This is a genomic window from Breznakiella homolactica, assembly GCF_016616095.2.
GTDB classification, from domain to species: Bacteria; Spirochaetota; Spirochaetia; order Treponematales; family Breznakiellaceae; genus Breznakiella; species Breznakiella homolactica.
The window spans coordinates 4551871-4566200 of record NZ_CP067089.2 but is presented as its reverse complement, the minus strand read 5'-3'; the positions used below and the strand labels follow the sequence as shown (position 1 = coordinate 4566200).

The following is a 14330-nucleotide window of genomic DNA, read 5'->3' as shown; positions in this document are numbered from 1 at the left end:
TGTAATAATCCGGTATCTACGCCGTAAAGAGTCAGAACGCCTCTGTTCCGAGGGGAAAAACCATGGTAAAAGACAAGCCGTGGCCGGGTTTGTTTTTGACATTTATTTTTCCCCTGTATTTTGCCAGCACATCCGCCACCGCCGAAAGCCCCACCCCGCGGCCGCTGATCATTGAGACATCATCCTTGGAACTGTATCCCGGTTTAAAAATATTTTTCAGCAGCACCGCGTCATCGATGTTTTGGCCCGGATCACCGTCGATGAGGCCGTCCTTACGCATTTTGTCCCTGATTTTTCCGGTATCGAGACCGCGGCCGTCATCGGAAACGGATACGATGATTGTATTATCGCCGGCCCTGAGGGATACGGAGATTGTTCCGGCTTCCGGCTTGCCATGGAGCATGCGCTCCATGGGCTCTTCTACGCCGTGGTCGAGACTGTTGTTGACCAGGTGGACAAGGGCTTCCTTTATATCCTTGAGAATCGGCGCGTTTTCGGGAATTTCCTCCCCGCAGGTAAAATCAAGCCGGGCTTCCTTTCCCAGGGTTTCGGCGTTCCGCAGGATTGTTTTTTCCAGAAGCCGGCGGATCCGTTCTACGGAACTCTGAGGAGCGGGACCGCTGCCGGCGTAGGTTTTGCTGACGTAATTAACCAGCCGGTCCCGGAGATCCCTGATCCGGCGGAATTCCGCCGTCAGGCCGTCGAGCTTTCCGATAAACTGCCGTTTTGTTTCATCGGTACTTCTGTCTTCCGTGGGAATATAATAGGCGATAACCATGTTTTCGTGGTGCTGTTTGAGGCTCGACTCGGCTTCATGGACGAGCCAGGAAACCGACCTGAGTTCCAGGGAACCGCTGAGGCCTTTCATTGAATGGAGCCTGCTGAAAATTTTGTTGTACTCGTCGGTTTCCGCGGTGAAATCCGGCTTTTCCGCGGCGGCAAGAATTTCGGCTATGTTTTTTTCAGAATCCTGAATAAATTCCTGTATCTCCGCCGGATCGGTTTCGAGAAGGCTGGCAATAATTTCTATTTCCCGCTGGTGGCGGGTATTTTCCTGCTCAATCTGTTCCTGCAGCTGGCGGGTCTCGGTCTGATCCGATATGAGCGCGATAATATTGGTATCCCCCTCCAGGGTTTTAATCTGCTTGAAGGTGACGGAAAGGTATTTTTCCTCATATCCGGTGCCGGAGGTCTTGCTGGGAACCGTTATTTTCGCGGATTTAAGGGGATTTACATCCTCAAACATGGAAATATCGCTGTGTATGTTTTTTATCAGCAGGCTCAGGAATTTGCGGAGTTCCTTGCTTTCGCTGCTTTCGTCATCGGGATAAAAGAGAGATACCAGGGGCCGGCCGCTGATGATGGAGGTCCCGAAAATTGACTTGACCGCTTCGGAATACAGGTCCCCTACGTTGAGATCCTCATTGATTATGAGCAGGCCTTCATCGATGTTGTCCAGATATTTGCGGTTTTCCTGGTTGATTTTGTCGATGAGCTCATTTTTCCGCTTAAGTTCCTGGCTCTCAAGTTCGCTGGAAACAGCTTCCCGCAAAAAACGGAGCTGGTTCTGGACCTGGAACCAGGTTACCGCGGTAAACATGGCCAGGAACACGACCCGGAGGGCGATTTCGAGAATGGAAATATTGAGCAGGTACAGCGCCCGCTGGCCCCATACGGAGGACGAAAAAACAAGGCCGTTAACTTCGTTTCCGTAAATTATAAAGCCCGAATACAATAGTATCGAAAGGATACCGCTGCCGATAACCAGTTTGGGATCGATACGGATGGCGGCAAAAACGATAACAATGTAATAGAGAAAGTTTCGGGCGGAAATATATACCTGGGCGTAGTCGTTGTAGTTGCCGAGTTTGTAAACGTAAATAAGCCCGGTAACGGTGATTATATCCAGAAACTGGTTGAAGTATTTTACCGCCGGAGTATACCGGTTGCGGATAATCACCACATAATAACTGATAAGCGACTGCAGGGACGCCACGGACAGCAGGATAAGGGTCAGCTTTACGGGATCTGAGAACTTCCGGGTTATCCAGAAGTAATCGATGCACCACAAGACAAACCCAAGCAGGATCGCGAAACCACGGATAACCGTGAGCTGCTTTTCGGCCTCCCAGGTTCTGTTTTTATACGCCCGGTCAAAGGCGCCGCCGGTTATGATATTGTCCGTTTCCATTTATTATTCCTTAATTGACACGTAGATCGTGATGCGGCCGTACTGGGTTGTAAAAGGAATGGCGATTACAGGAACAGTCCCGCCCCAGGCAAATCGGTAGGAATCCCCGAACACAACCCCGGGAAGGGATATTTCTATCCGCTGCTCCAGGTATTGTTTCGCGGCTCCCGCGATAATATTAACCATTTCCCCGACCACATCCACCACGTCCTTTGAAACAGCCCGGTACTGGGTGCCGCCGAAAATAGAGGCCAGGGATATGGCCGTTTCCCGGGAGAAATTGAGGACCACCTGGCCTTTTATTTCCCCGGCCAAACCAATGATCGCGGAGATTCCGGTGATCTCCTCGGGATTTTTTTCGATATACGCTTTATGGGATTCGATATCAATTTCAAGGTAATCTTTGAAAAAATTTAAGGACGACTTGATAAACGGATTAATATAATCAACTTTCACATTATTTCTCCATGGTGTTTATGCATATCAGCAGGACGGGCCGCGGGGATCCGCTTATTCCAAATACGGTTTTATCTTGGACCAGAGAATATCGGCTTTTATGGGCTTTAGAACGTAATTCGTTACCCCCGCCTCAATGGCTTCCATCACATTGTACCGTCCGCCTTCTGCGGTTACCATTACGATAGGGGTTGTTTTATACTGATCCATAGTACGGATTTTCTGAACCAGCTCGAATCCGTTGAGGTTTGGCATATTCCAGTCAATTAGGAAGAGGCGGATGGTGTTTCCTTCAATTTTTTCCAGGGCCTCTTTTCCGTTGCCGGCCTGGATAATATCATTAGGATTGATACCATGCTCCATAAGAATATTTATATGTATTCTCCTCATCACATCGGCGTCGTCACAAACTAGAATTTTCATGGTGTACCAGTTCCTTGTAAAATGTAGTAATCTCCTGAAAAACTATTTTATGCTTGTTTTCTTAATTGATAAACTATGCATAATATATCCAGGAGATAAAAAAAAGCAACCAAATACAACAAAAAGTTATATTCTCCGCCCCATAAAGGCCACAGAAATAGTAAACTATAGTCAGTTTTTGAGGAGGAATGACTATGAAGAAGCTGTTTCAGCTGCTTTTTCACCGAATTATCATTATTATTTTGCTCATGATCATCCAAATCCTGCTTCTGGTGGGGATGATATGGCGGTTTAACCAGTATTTTGTGTATTTTTACGCAATTTGTTACGTTATCGGCACGATTCTGCTTCTTCAGATCATAAACAGCAGCAACAATCCCGAATATAAACTGGCATGGATCATTCCATTGCTCCTGGTGCCGATTTTCGGGGGGCTTTTTTACCTCCTGTTCGGGCTCAACCGGGTTAAAAAATCCGACAAGGAACGGTATATCCGTATCAGGGAAAAACAAATCGCGGCGGTATACGGCGGCGGCACTGCCCGGGTCCTGGAAGAGATCGATAAAAAGAGCCCCGCCGCCGCCAACCAGGTACGGTATATCGAAAACTGCTGTAAAATGCCGGCCTTTGACTGCACCGCTTCGGAATACCTTTCCCTGGGGGAGCTGATGTTCAGCCGCCTCAAGGAGGAACTGGAAAAGGCCGAACGGTATATTTTCATGGAGTATTTCATCATTGAGGAAGGGGTGATGTGGGACAGCATCCTGGAAATCCTGGCCAGGAAGGCTAAGGAAGGGCTGGATGTGCGGGTTATGTACGATGACCTGGGCTGTATGTTTACCCTTCCCTATAAATACGATAAAAAACTTGAATCCCTGGGGATCAAATGCGTTGTATTCAGCCCCTTTGTGCCGGTGCTGTCATCGCGGTTCAACAACCGGGACCACCGGAAAATAGTGTCCATTGACGGCAAGGTCTGTTTTACCGGCGGCATTAACCTCGCGGATGAGTATATCAATGCCAGAGATAAACACGGCCACTGGAAAGATACCGCTATCCTGCTCAGGGGGGATGCCGCGTGGGGATTCACCGTGATGTTCCTTACCATGTGGGATTTTACCCGGGGTGAAGAACGGGATTATACGTATTACCGGCCCGAGGGAATAGGAGAGCCGGTTCCCGGGGAACAGGGTTACGTACAGCCCTATCTCGATATTCCCCTGGATCATATTGCCACGGGAGAAAATGTATACCTCAACATGATCTACAAGGCCGAAAAGTACATTTACATTACCAGCCCGTATCTGGTAATAGACAATGAGCTCATAACCGCCCTGTCGGCGGCGGCACAATCAGGAGTGGATGTCCGGATCATCACGCCTCATATTGGGGATAAGTGGTATGTCCATGCGGTAACCAGGGCTTACTACGGCCCCCTCCTGGAAAACAATGTCAGGATATATGAGTATATCCCGGGGTTTATCCACGCCAAGTCCTTTGTGGCTGATGATTCCTGCGGGGTCGTCGGGACGGTAAATCTCGACTTCCGGAGTCTGTATCTCCATTACGAATGCGGGGCCTGGCTGTACGGCACCTCCAGCATCGCGGAGATCAGGGACGATTTTTTAGCCACCCTCGAAAAGTGCTGGGAGGTCAGCCTCAATGAACACCGGAATATTTCCTGGTACCGGAAGATGGGACGGGCGATCCTGCGTTTGTTCGCGCCACTGATGTAGGAGATCAGTATGAACCGCCTCCACGGACCATCCGGAAATACGCGCCGGAATCCCCGGGACCACCTTTTGGCCAGCCTTGAACGCTACCGGCGGCAATGGCCCGAATGCGGAGAAACCGCGGACAGAATCCTGGAATTTACCGTCGCCGGGGAGGATGTATTCTCCCGGGCGTGTCCCGGCGGGCATATTACCGGGTCGGTTTTTATCACCAGCCGGGATTACAGCCGTGTTCTCCTGGTGCACCACAAAAAACTCGGGCTGTGGGTCCAGCCCGGCGGCCACTGCGATCCGGAGGAAACGGTGTATGAAACCGCGCTCCGGGAAAGCGCTGAGGAAACCGGAATCACCGCGGAATCCGTAATGGGAGACGCGGTTTTCGACGCGGCGGTCCTCCCGGTGCCGGCGTGGCGGGATGTTCCCTTCCATTGGCATTACGATATCCGGTATCTGCTCGCCGCGGATACCGACGCCGTACGGATCAGCGCAGAATCCCACGGAGCGGAATGGGTTACCCTGGATGAGGCGGTGATCAAAAACCCCGAACCGGCGATGTTCGGGGCTATGGAAAAAATCCGCCGCCTGCAGCGCGGTGAACAGCCTGCCGGATTACAGCTGCTGTGACTTTGCCGCGTCCGCCGCGGTGCCCAGGGTTTCTATCAGTGTTTTCATGGAGTCGAGCTCGGCAATAATTGCCTGGGAGGAACTTCTCAGGGTTTCCGCGGTGGCATCCAGGGCGTTGAGATCCGACGTAAGCAGTTTTGTCCGGTCCGCGATGTCGGTATGGGACTTGAGAATTTCGGAAAAGCTTTTTTCCGCCGTATCCACACTGCTGATCATATCGGTCATGACCGTATCGGTTTTGCCGGACAGGGACAGGGATGTTCCGATCTGGCTGATTATTTCCTTGATGTTCTGGGTTATGCTGCCCGCATTCTTCCCGGTTGTTCCGGAAAGACCGCGGATTTCATTGGCAACCACGGCAAAGCCCCGTCCGGAATTACCCGCGTGGGCCGCCTCAATGGCGGCGTTCATGGCCAGCAGATTGGTCGATGAGGCCACATCTTCAATAATATCCGCGATACCCGCAATATTGTTGGTGGCGTGCTCCACATCGGACAGGGACTTCAGCAGATCCTGCATATCCTTTTTTACCTGGATTGCGGCATGGCCCAGATTGTCTATATCCCGGCGTTTTTCCTCCGTCAGGGAGCTAACCGCCTGGATGTTCCTGATAAGCTCCTCCATTTCCATATTGGATTTCCGCAGGGCGTCATCCTGCCGGCCGTTGATCTCCAGGAACTGGGACATCTTGGTATGGAGTTCCTCAAACATGTGTTTTGATTTTTCAATCTCCGAAATGAGGCTGTTGGCCAGATTGGCCGCGCCTTCCCGCAGATTTTCCTCGGCGTCTACTTTCAGGTACTGGTGGCAGTTCTCCGGTCGGTTAAGCCCGTTGTAGATGGCCTCGGCCATGCCCTGACAGGTAAAATACCCGCAGGCGGAGCAGTTGAGCATATCCTCCTGGGAATGTTTTTTCATCATCCGGTAGATTTCCTCAAGCTCGGTTTTATTGGGAGTCCTGAAGGCAATCTGGCCGCTGAGGTCCACGTAATTCCGGTTGTACAGGCCGGGCTTCCAGAATTTCTTAAGGGATGTCTTGAGAGGATTCCTGAGGGGATTCCGTTTGTTTTCCCGGATTTCCGCTTTTTTCCTTTTCTCTACCCGCGCCTCCAGCCGGTCAATGGGCTGGTTGTAATTGCCGGTCCCCGGCCCTCCATTGCATCCCGCGGAGCAGTTGAGGCAGTCCACAATAAAGGGAGCGACATTTTCTTCCACCATCCTGGGAATTTCGTTGAGATAATCGTATACGATTTCGGGTCCCTCGATGCGGCGGATTTTCGGGGTGATATCCGGAGCATCCCGGATAACCGTTTCCTTAAGCCCGCCGGGGGTGGAAAAAAGAACCGCCCGTTCAGCCCGGGGACCATCGTATTCCAGCGGTGAAAATGAACTTAAGGATACCTTCCTTTTTTCCATTTCCTCTTTCAGGTGGATCATGGTAACGTTGTAGCGGATAAGGCCGGTCTCTTCGAATTCACGTTTCTTCGAGGTACACGGTGAAATAGCGGCAATGCGGCAATTCTTATACTCCGGGAAAAATTCCCGTATCATTGCCGCGGTATGGAGCATGGGACTGTGGGCAGGGGCAAGGTACTGGAGCAGTTCGGGGTTGTACATCTGGCAGTAACTGACCAGGGCAGCGCAGGGCTGGGCAATGATGGTTTTCGGTTTTTCCCTTTTCGCGTAGTCCAGATAGGATTTTGCGGTGAGTTCAGCCCCGAAGGATACATCGAACACCGCTTTAACCCCGATGGATTTTAAATAGCCGTTCAGTTTAAGCCAGCTATCGTCAAATACTGCGGCCACCGCGGGAGCCACAATAGCGACCATGGGAACATTTTCGGACAGATCCTTAAAGAAGGCCGCCGTATCATCCACGATAGAACGGGCCTGCTGTTTGCACGCGGGGATGCACTGGCCGCAGCCGATGCAGCGTTCCGCAATGACCGCAACTTTGTCCCCGGAACCATCGATACAGGTCTTTACGGGACATACGGAAATACATGAATGACAATTATTGCACTTTTCTTCATCAACCTGAATGAGTTTTGCATTCTCCATAGGGTATCCTTATAGATATTTTAAGATCTTAAAATAAATATAATGGTATTAAGAAGGAATATCCAAAATATCAAAAGAAAATTACAATAAAACACAACAGGGAGCCCGGCAAACAAAGTGCGTTTTTCCCGGTTGACGGGGAGCGTGACTCTTTTTATGCTGTAACTAACCCACCCGGGAGGTATAGTGAAAATAAATAAGGTATTTGCCGGTTTGCTGTTTATCCTGGCCGTACTGCCGGTCCAGGGTCAGTCCGAAAAAACCATTGTCACCGACCACATTGCCATGCGGGGTGAAGCGAAATACGAAACAGGCTTTACCCATTTTGAATACGTCAATCCCGATGCCCCCAAGGGCGGAACCGTTATACTTCACGCCATCGGAACCTATGATAATTTTCACGCCTACGCGCTCAGGGGAGACCGGGCCGCGGGATGGACGTATTACTACGATACGCTTATGGTTAATTCATACGATGAAGATGAATCCATGTATCCCCTGATCGCGGAAAAAATCGAATACCCCGAGGATTATTCATTCATAATTTTTTATATCAACCCGAAAGCGGCCGACCAGGACGGGGTCCCCATAACGGCCGAGGATGTGGCGTTTTCATTCAATATTTTTTATGAAAAAGGGGTCCCCCAGTTCCGGGTGTACTACAAGGATATTACCGCCACGGTTATCGGGAGCCACGCGGTCCGCTTTGACCTGCCTGAACCGGGAAACAGAGAACTTATGATGGCTCTCTGCGGACTGACGGTTCTCCCGAAGCGGTTCTGGGAGAGCAGGGATTTTTCCGAACCCCTTATCATTCCCCCGGTTGGGACCGGGCCGTACCGGGTGGGGGATTATAAAATGGGACAGTATGTCACGCTGGAACGGGTTAAGGATTACTGGGCCGCGGATCTCCCCTCCAGAAAAGGACGGTACAATTTTGACCGGATACGGTACGACTACTACCGGGATGATACCATTGCGCTGGAGGCGTTCAAGTCCGGGGAGTACGATTTCAGAAGTGAATCGAATCTTATGAACTGGGTGACCCAGTATACCGGTCCGGCGTTCAACGCGGGAACGATAATTAAAGAAGTAATCCCCCATACGATGCCGCGGCCCCTGATCGGGTTTAATATTAACACCCAGCGGCCGGTTTTTCAGGACCAGCGGGTCCGCCGGGCAATCAACTACGCCATGGATTTTGAATGGATAAACAAGAATTTATTCTACAGCCAGTATACCAGAACGAGAAGTTATTTTACGAATACTATGTACGAAGCCACCGGCCTGCCCTCCCGGGAGGAAATTGAAATCCTGGAGCCCATCAGGGACAGCATTCCCCCGGAGGTTTTTACGGAAGAATACAATCCCTCACGAACCGACGGGTCCGGCTTTATCCGGCCGCAGATGCGGGAGGCACTGGCCCTCCTGAAGGAAGCGGGCTGGGAACTTAGAAACGGAAAGCTTATCAGCGCCGAGACCGGCAGACAGATGAGTTTTGAGCTGCTGATATATACCTCCGAATCGGAACGGATTGCCATTCCATTCCAGCGGAACCTTGAGCGTATGGGAATCGAGATGAAAATAAGAATGGTGGATTCCAGCCAGTACGTGAACCGCCTGCGGTCACGGGACTACGACATGCTCGACCGGGGATACGAAGCCCAGATTTATCCCGGCTCCAGCCTGGCGCTGTTCTGGCATTCCGATTATATTGAATCAAGCTACAACATGGCCGGGGTTACGGATCCGGCCATTGATTACCTTATCGACGGCATCATTGCGAGCCAGGAAGATGAAGACGCCCTGCTCGCCTGGGGCAGAGCCCTGGACCGGGTTTTATCCTGGAATTATTATATCGTTCCCCAGTGGCACACCTCCGAATTCAGGGTGGCCTACAATAAGAAACTGGCAAGACCCGAAATACCGCCCACCTATTCCCTGGGCTTCGATACCTGGTGGTTAGAATAATGGCGGCGTATATTGCACGGCGGCTTCTGCTGGTCATCCCCACTATCTGGGCGATAATTACGATCAATTTCTTTATTGTCCAGATTGCTCCGGGCGGCCCCGTGGACCAGGCCATTGCGGAAATGCAGGGGCTGGAAGGGAACGCTTCGCTGCAGCGTATCACCGGGGGCGGAATGAGCGGTGTTCCCGACAGCGGCGGAATGGATTCGTCCAGATACCGCGGCTCCCGGGGACTCGATCCTGAGGTAATTGCCGAAATTGAAAAACGCTTCGGCTTCGACAAGCCCATCTGGGTCCGGTATCTCGATATGCTCAAAAATTACGTTACCTTTAATTTCGGGGACAGCCTCTTCAGGGGACGGTCCGTGCTCAGCCTGATCGCGGAACGCCTGCCGGTATCCATTTCACTGGGGCTGTGGAGCACCCTCATCATATACCTGGTATCCATTCCCCTGGGCATACGGAAGGCGGTAAAAAACGGCACCCGGTTTGACCTGTGGACCAGCACCGCGGTGGTTCTGGGAAACGCCATCCCGTCGTTCCTGTTCGCGGTTCTTCTGGTGGTACTTTTCGCGGGAGGCAGTTTCCTGAAAATATTTCCCCTCCGGGGACTCGTTTCGGTCAATTTCGCGGAACTGAGTTTCGGGCGGAAGATTCTCGATTATTTCTGGCACTTGGTGCTGCCTATCCTGGCAATGGTAATCGGCGGCTTCGCGTCCCTGACCATGCTGACCAAGAATTCATTCCTGGATGAAATCCACAAACAGTATGTCATGACTGCCCGGGCAAAGGGCCTTACGGAAAAAGGAATCCTCATCAAACATGTATTCAGGAACGCCATGCTCATCGTGATCGCCGGATTTCCTTCGGCCTTTATATCCATGTTCTTTACCGGGTCCCTCCTGATCGAGGTGATTTTTTCCCTGGAAGGACTGGGGCTTCTGGGGTTTGAATCCACCATGCAGCGGGATTATCCGGTGATCTTCGCCACACTGTACATATTCACCCTTTTAGGACTGCTGCTTTCCCTGGTCAGCGACCTCATGTACACCATTGTGGATCCCAGGATCGATTTTGAGGGCCGGCGATGAGACGTAACCGTTGGCAGCGGTTCCGGAAAAACCGCAAAAGTTTTATTTCCCTCTGGATTTTCGGTGTACTCTTTGCGGTAAGCCTTTTCGCCGAATTTATCGCCAATGACCGGCCTATCCTGGTCAGATACGACAACAGGTTTTATTTCCCGATAGTTAAAAACTATTCGGAACTCGTTTTTGGCGGGGAATTCGACATTTATACCGACTACCGGGATCCCTTTATCATCTCCCTCATTGAGGAAAAAGGATGGATGATCCGGACTCCGGTCAAATTCAACTATAAAACAATCAACTATAATCTTCCCAGCCCCGCCCCGTCTCCGCCGACCCGGGAAAACTGGCTCGGCACCGACGACCGGGGGCGTGATGTGGCCGCCCGGGTACTCTACGGGTTCAGGATTTCCGTTCTCTTCGGGCTGACCCTTACCGTCTTCGGATCCCTCATCGGAATAACCCTGGGGGCTGTCCAGGGGTATTACGGCGGACGGTTTGATATTATCTTCCAGCGGTTCATGGAAGTCTGGTCCGGCATGCCGACTCTGTTTCTGCTCATCATCCTTTCATCGGTGATAGAACCGAACTTCTGGTGGCTTCTGGGAATAACCCTGCTGTTCGGGTGGATGAGCCTCGTCGGGGTGGTCAGGGCGGAATTCCTCCGGGCCAGAAATTTCGAATACGTCCTCTCCGCCCGGGCCATGGGAATGAAGCACAGCCGGATCATGTTTGTCCATATACTGCCCAACGCCATGACCTCCGCGCTGAGTTACCTGCCTTTTATCCTGGGAGGATCCATCACCACCCTGACGTCCCTGGACTTCCTGGGATTCGGGCTTCCCGTGGGGTCGCCTTCTTTGGGGGAACTCCTGGCCCAGGGCAAGGCGAACCTCCACGCGCCTTGGCTCGGCATTTCGGCTTTTGTCATTCTGGCTCTCACCTTAAGTCTCCTGGTATTTATCGGAGAAGGCGTCCGTGACGCCTTTGATCCCCGGAGGAATGTATGAACCAGGGCCATCTCGTGGAATACCGCGGTTTCAGGGCCGCCTTCGGTAGCGGCGAATCCGCCAGGGAAGTCATCCATGGCATCGATTTCCATATTGATGAACATGAGACCTTTGCCCTGGTCGGGGAAAGCGGTTCCGGAAAAACCGTCAGCGCCCAGGCTTTGATGCGCCTGCTGAGTGAGGAATGGATCCGGTATCCCGGAGGCGAAATTCTGTTTCAGGGCAGGAACGTACTTGCCATGAACAGCGGCGAACTGGAAGCCATGCGGGGAAAGGAAATGGGAATGATCTTCCAGGAACCCATGACTTCCCTCAATCCCCTCCACCGCATTGAAAAACAGCTCGCCGAATCCCTGTTTCTCCACCAGGGACTCTCCGCCGCGGCCGCCCGGCCGGTGGTGCTGGACTGGCTCAGCCGGGTCGGACTCCGGGACGCGGAACGCCGGCTGGGAGCCTATCCCCATGAACTGTCCGGAGGAGAACGCCAGCGGGTCATGATCGCCCTGGCGCTGATCAATAAGCCCAAGCTTCTGATCGCCGATGAACCCACCACCGCACTGGATGTGACCATTCAGGCGCAGATACTGGCGCTGATCAGGGAACTGCAGCGGGAACTCGGCATGGCGGTGCTCTTCATCACCCACGATCTCGGAATAGTCCGGTCCATGGCCGACCGGGTGGCGGTTATGCGGGACGGAAACATCATCGAGACCGGAACCACCGGCGAGATATTCCGCAGTCCCCGGGAATCCTATACCAAACTCCTTATTTCATCGGATACCGGCGGTGAAAGCCCGGTCCCGGATGATTCCGCGCCGGTACTCGCGGAAGTCCGGGACATGAAGGTCTACTATCCGGTAAAAAAAGGCTTTCTCCGCCGGGTTACCGGTTATATAAAAGCGGTTGACGGCGTCGATTTTACCCTCCGGAAAGGACAGACCCTGGGGCTGGTGGGGGAAAGCGGCAGCGGCAAGACGACCCTCGGCAAGGCGATCCTCAGGCTAGAAAAAAGCAGCGGCACTATTATCCTCGACGGCCGGGAAATACAGAACCTTTCGGAAAAGGAACTCCGGCCCCTGCGGCACAAGATGCAGATAATCTTCCAGGATCCCTACGGCTCCCTGAGCCCCCGGATGACGGTGGAAGATATTGTCGGAGAAGGGCTGCTCATACACGGAATCGGGACAAAGGAAGAGCGGAAGGAAAAGGTTATTTCCGCCCTGGGGGAAGTCGGCATGGGGGATGAGGATTTTCTGGCGCGGTACCCCAACGAATTTTCCGGGGGCCAGCGGCAGCGCATTGCCCTGGCGCGCAGCCTGGTTCTCGAACCGGAGCTGCTCGTCCTGGATGAGCCCACGTCAAGCCTCGACCGTACAATACAGTTTCAGGTTGTTTCCCTGCTGAAGGAACTCCAGGAACGGCGGGGGCTTTCTTATATCTTTATAAGCCACGACCTGCGGGTTGTCCGCTCCCTGTGCCACTACATTCTTATCATGAAAGACGGGAAGGCGGTGGAAGCGGGTCCCGCGGAAGAAATCATGCGGAACCCCAAGGAGCCTTACACCCAGGAACTGCTGCGGACCGCCTTCGGGGAATGACTTCCCGGGCCTCCGGATTACAGGCATCACTTACACAGCATAAAAAACCGCCCCCAAGGGCGGTTTTTTGGTATTGGCCGGTGTTTACCGGGTATACTTCAGCACATAGGATGAATTCGGCGTAAGGGAGTTCATCGCGGCAATTGTAGGATAGGGAACGTCCTCCGGGTCGCCGTAGAGAGTTATGGAAAGGGTACTGCCGTTCCTGGTGAACCCGTATTTTGAGAATCCGGTATCATAACCAAGCAAATTCCCATCTATATCAAAAGTCGGCTCAGCCACATGAACTGTAAAGGTTCCTGCGGTTTTTCCGGTATCGGAAAAATCAAGATCAATGATGTTCAGCGATCCTTCATAATCGATATCAGTGGTCTGACTCTCGGAAGGGTAGCCAGGTATATTAAGCTTCATAGAAATTCTCAGAACTGCCCGTTCAAAAAAGGAACAGGGGGAAACGATTACGTAAGTTTCTTTGCAGGTAATGCTCATAGTGAACCAATCGGTTGGAAAACCTTCAATATCATCTGGAAACTGGCCCATAATGCTGTCATAGTCAAGCTCGTAATTCTTCTTGTCCCCTTTCCATTTGCCGAGGAATTCATCGGGGAACATTTCCGAGGCGGTTCCCGGAGTACCGGTGATGGACACGCTATTCTGGGGTATTACCGGCACTTCTTCATTGTTCCAGGAGACGTTATCACCCTGCCTGATTTTAATATAGACCGTTGCTTCCTGGATTGAATAATCCGACGCCAATGTACCCGTAATCTGATATACGAATCCTCCAAAGGCGGTGGATATGGAAAAGGTCATTTTAGCGGGAATAAACGCGCCTTTTATCGGGTACACCGTGCCGTCTTGCTGGAGACTACCTTCAAGGATGTAACCATCGGAAGCGGACGCCCTGCTGTTTCTGGCGGAAGTATTGTCCACGGAAAATACAACATTATGCGCGCCGTGGCTGAAAGACCCCATGATTACCGCGTCCGGTTCGCTGTATGACCCGGATGAGTCCGAACACGCGGTAACCATGAACAGAATAAATATTATCGATATACAGATTGATACGATTCTTTTCATTTTTATCTCCTCCTGAGAGAATTATATCACAGTCTTCAAAAAAACAAACAATAGTTTATTACCGGATTCAACAATTTGTTTTTTGTTATGCGAAAAGC

General features: G+C 51.9%; 11 protein-coding genes. 6 read left to right on the top strand and 5 right to left on the bottom strand.

Going from position 1 to position 14330, the window contains the following annotated elements:
- Positions 1-31: 31 nt before the first annotated feature.
- Genes JFL75_RS20435 through JFL75_RS20425 form a run of 3 tightly spaced genes read right to left on the bottom strand, consistent with a single transcriptional unit; the run spans position 32 to position 3070 of the window.
- A complete protein-coding gene (locus JFL75_RS20435) occupies positions 32-2191 on the bottom strand; it encodes an ATP-binding protein (protein ID WP_215628512.1) in 2160 nt (719 codons plus the stop codon).
- 3 nt (positions 2192-2194) lie between these two features.
- Positions 2195-2647 carry a chemotaxis protein CheX gene (locus JFL75_RS20430; protein ID WP_215628511.1) on the bottom strand — a complete coding sequence of 151 codons (453 nt, stop codon included), beginning with the start codon at positions 2645-2647 and terminating at the stop codon, positions 2195-2197.
- Positions 2648-2701: 54 nt separating this feature from the next.
- The gene (locus tag JFL75_RS20425) at positions 2702-3070 is read right to left on the bottom strand and encodes a response regulator (RefSeq protein ID WP_215628510.1); all 369 of its coding nucleotides are present in this window, start codon (positions 3068-3070) and stop codon (positions 2702-2704) included.
- Positions 3071-3264: 194 nt separating this feature from the next.
- Between JFL75_RS20425 and cls the strand changes: the two genes are divergently transcribed.
- Both cls and JFL75_RS20415 read left to right on the top strand, forming a co-directional pair.
- Positions 3265-4806 (top strand): cardiolipin synthase, encoded by a 1542-nt coding sequence (gene cls, locus JFL75_RS20420; RefSeq protein WP_215628509.1) that lies wholly within the window; start codon positions 3265-3267, stop codon positions 4804-4806.
- A 9-nt stretch (positions 4807-4815) separates the two neighbouring features.
- Positions 4816-5427 carry an NUDIX hydrolase gene (locus tag JFL75_RS20415; protein ID WP_215628508.1) on the top strand — a complete coding sequence of 204 codons (612 nt, stop codon included), beginning with the start codon at positions 4816-4818 and terminating at the stop codon, positions 5425-5427.
- Here the strand turns inward: JFL75_RS20415 and JFL75_RS20410 are convergent.
- Entirely contained in the window at positions 5413-7488 is a 2076-nt protein-coding gene (locus JFL75_RS20410) for a methyl-accepting chemotaxis protein (RefSeq protein WP_215628507.1), read from the bottom strand. The two genes, JFL75_RS20415 and JFL75_RS20410, sit on opposite strands and share 15 nt — an antisense overlap.
- Before the next feature lie 186 nt (positions 7489-7674).
- Here JFL75_RS20410 and JFL75_RS20405 point away from each other — a divergent pair, with 186 nt between their 5' ends.
- From JFL75_RS20405 to JFL75_RS20390, 4 genes are read left to right on the top strand one after another with little or no spacing between them, the layout of a single operon-like run.
- Entirely contained in the window at positions 7675-9459 is a 1785-nt protein-coding gene (locus JFL75_RS20405) for an extracellular solute-binding protein (protein ID WP_223292719.1), read from the top strand.
- Complete coding sequence (locus JFL75_RS20400) at positions 9459-10550, top strand: microcin C ABC transporter permease YejB (protein WP_215628506.1); 1092 nt, start codon at positions 9459-9461, stop codon at positions 10548-10550. The genes JFL75_RS20405 and JFL75_RS20400 overlap by 1 nt, the downstream gene beginning before the upstream one ends.
- Positions 10547-11554: an ABC transporter permease gene (locus JFL75_RS20395; protein WP_215628505.1), complete on the top strand. Its 1008-nt coding sequence runs from the start codon at positions 10547-10549 to the stop codon at positions 11552-11554. The genes JFL75_RS20400 and JFL75_RS20395 overlap by 4 nt, the downstream gene beginning before the upstream one ends.
- On the top strand, positions 11551-13152 hold the full coding sequence (locus JFL75_RS20390) for an ABC transporter ATP-binding protein (protein WP_215628504.1): 1602 nt from the start codon (positions 11551-11553) through the stop codon (positions 13150-13152). The genes JFL75_RS20395 and JFL75_RS20390 overlap by 4 nt, the downstream gene beginning before the upstream one ends.
- Positions 13153-13236: 84 nt before the next feature.
- On the opposite strand, the gene JFL75_RS20385 is transcribed toward JFL75_RS20390, so the two are convergent.
- On the bottom strand, positions 13237-14232 hold the full coding sequence (locus JFL75_RS20385) for a hypothetical protein (RefSeq protein ID WP_215628503.1): 996 nt from the start codon (positions 14230-14232) through the stop codon (positions 13237-13239).
- Positions 14233-14330 lie beyond the last annotated feature (98 nt).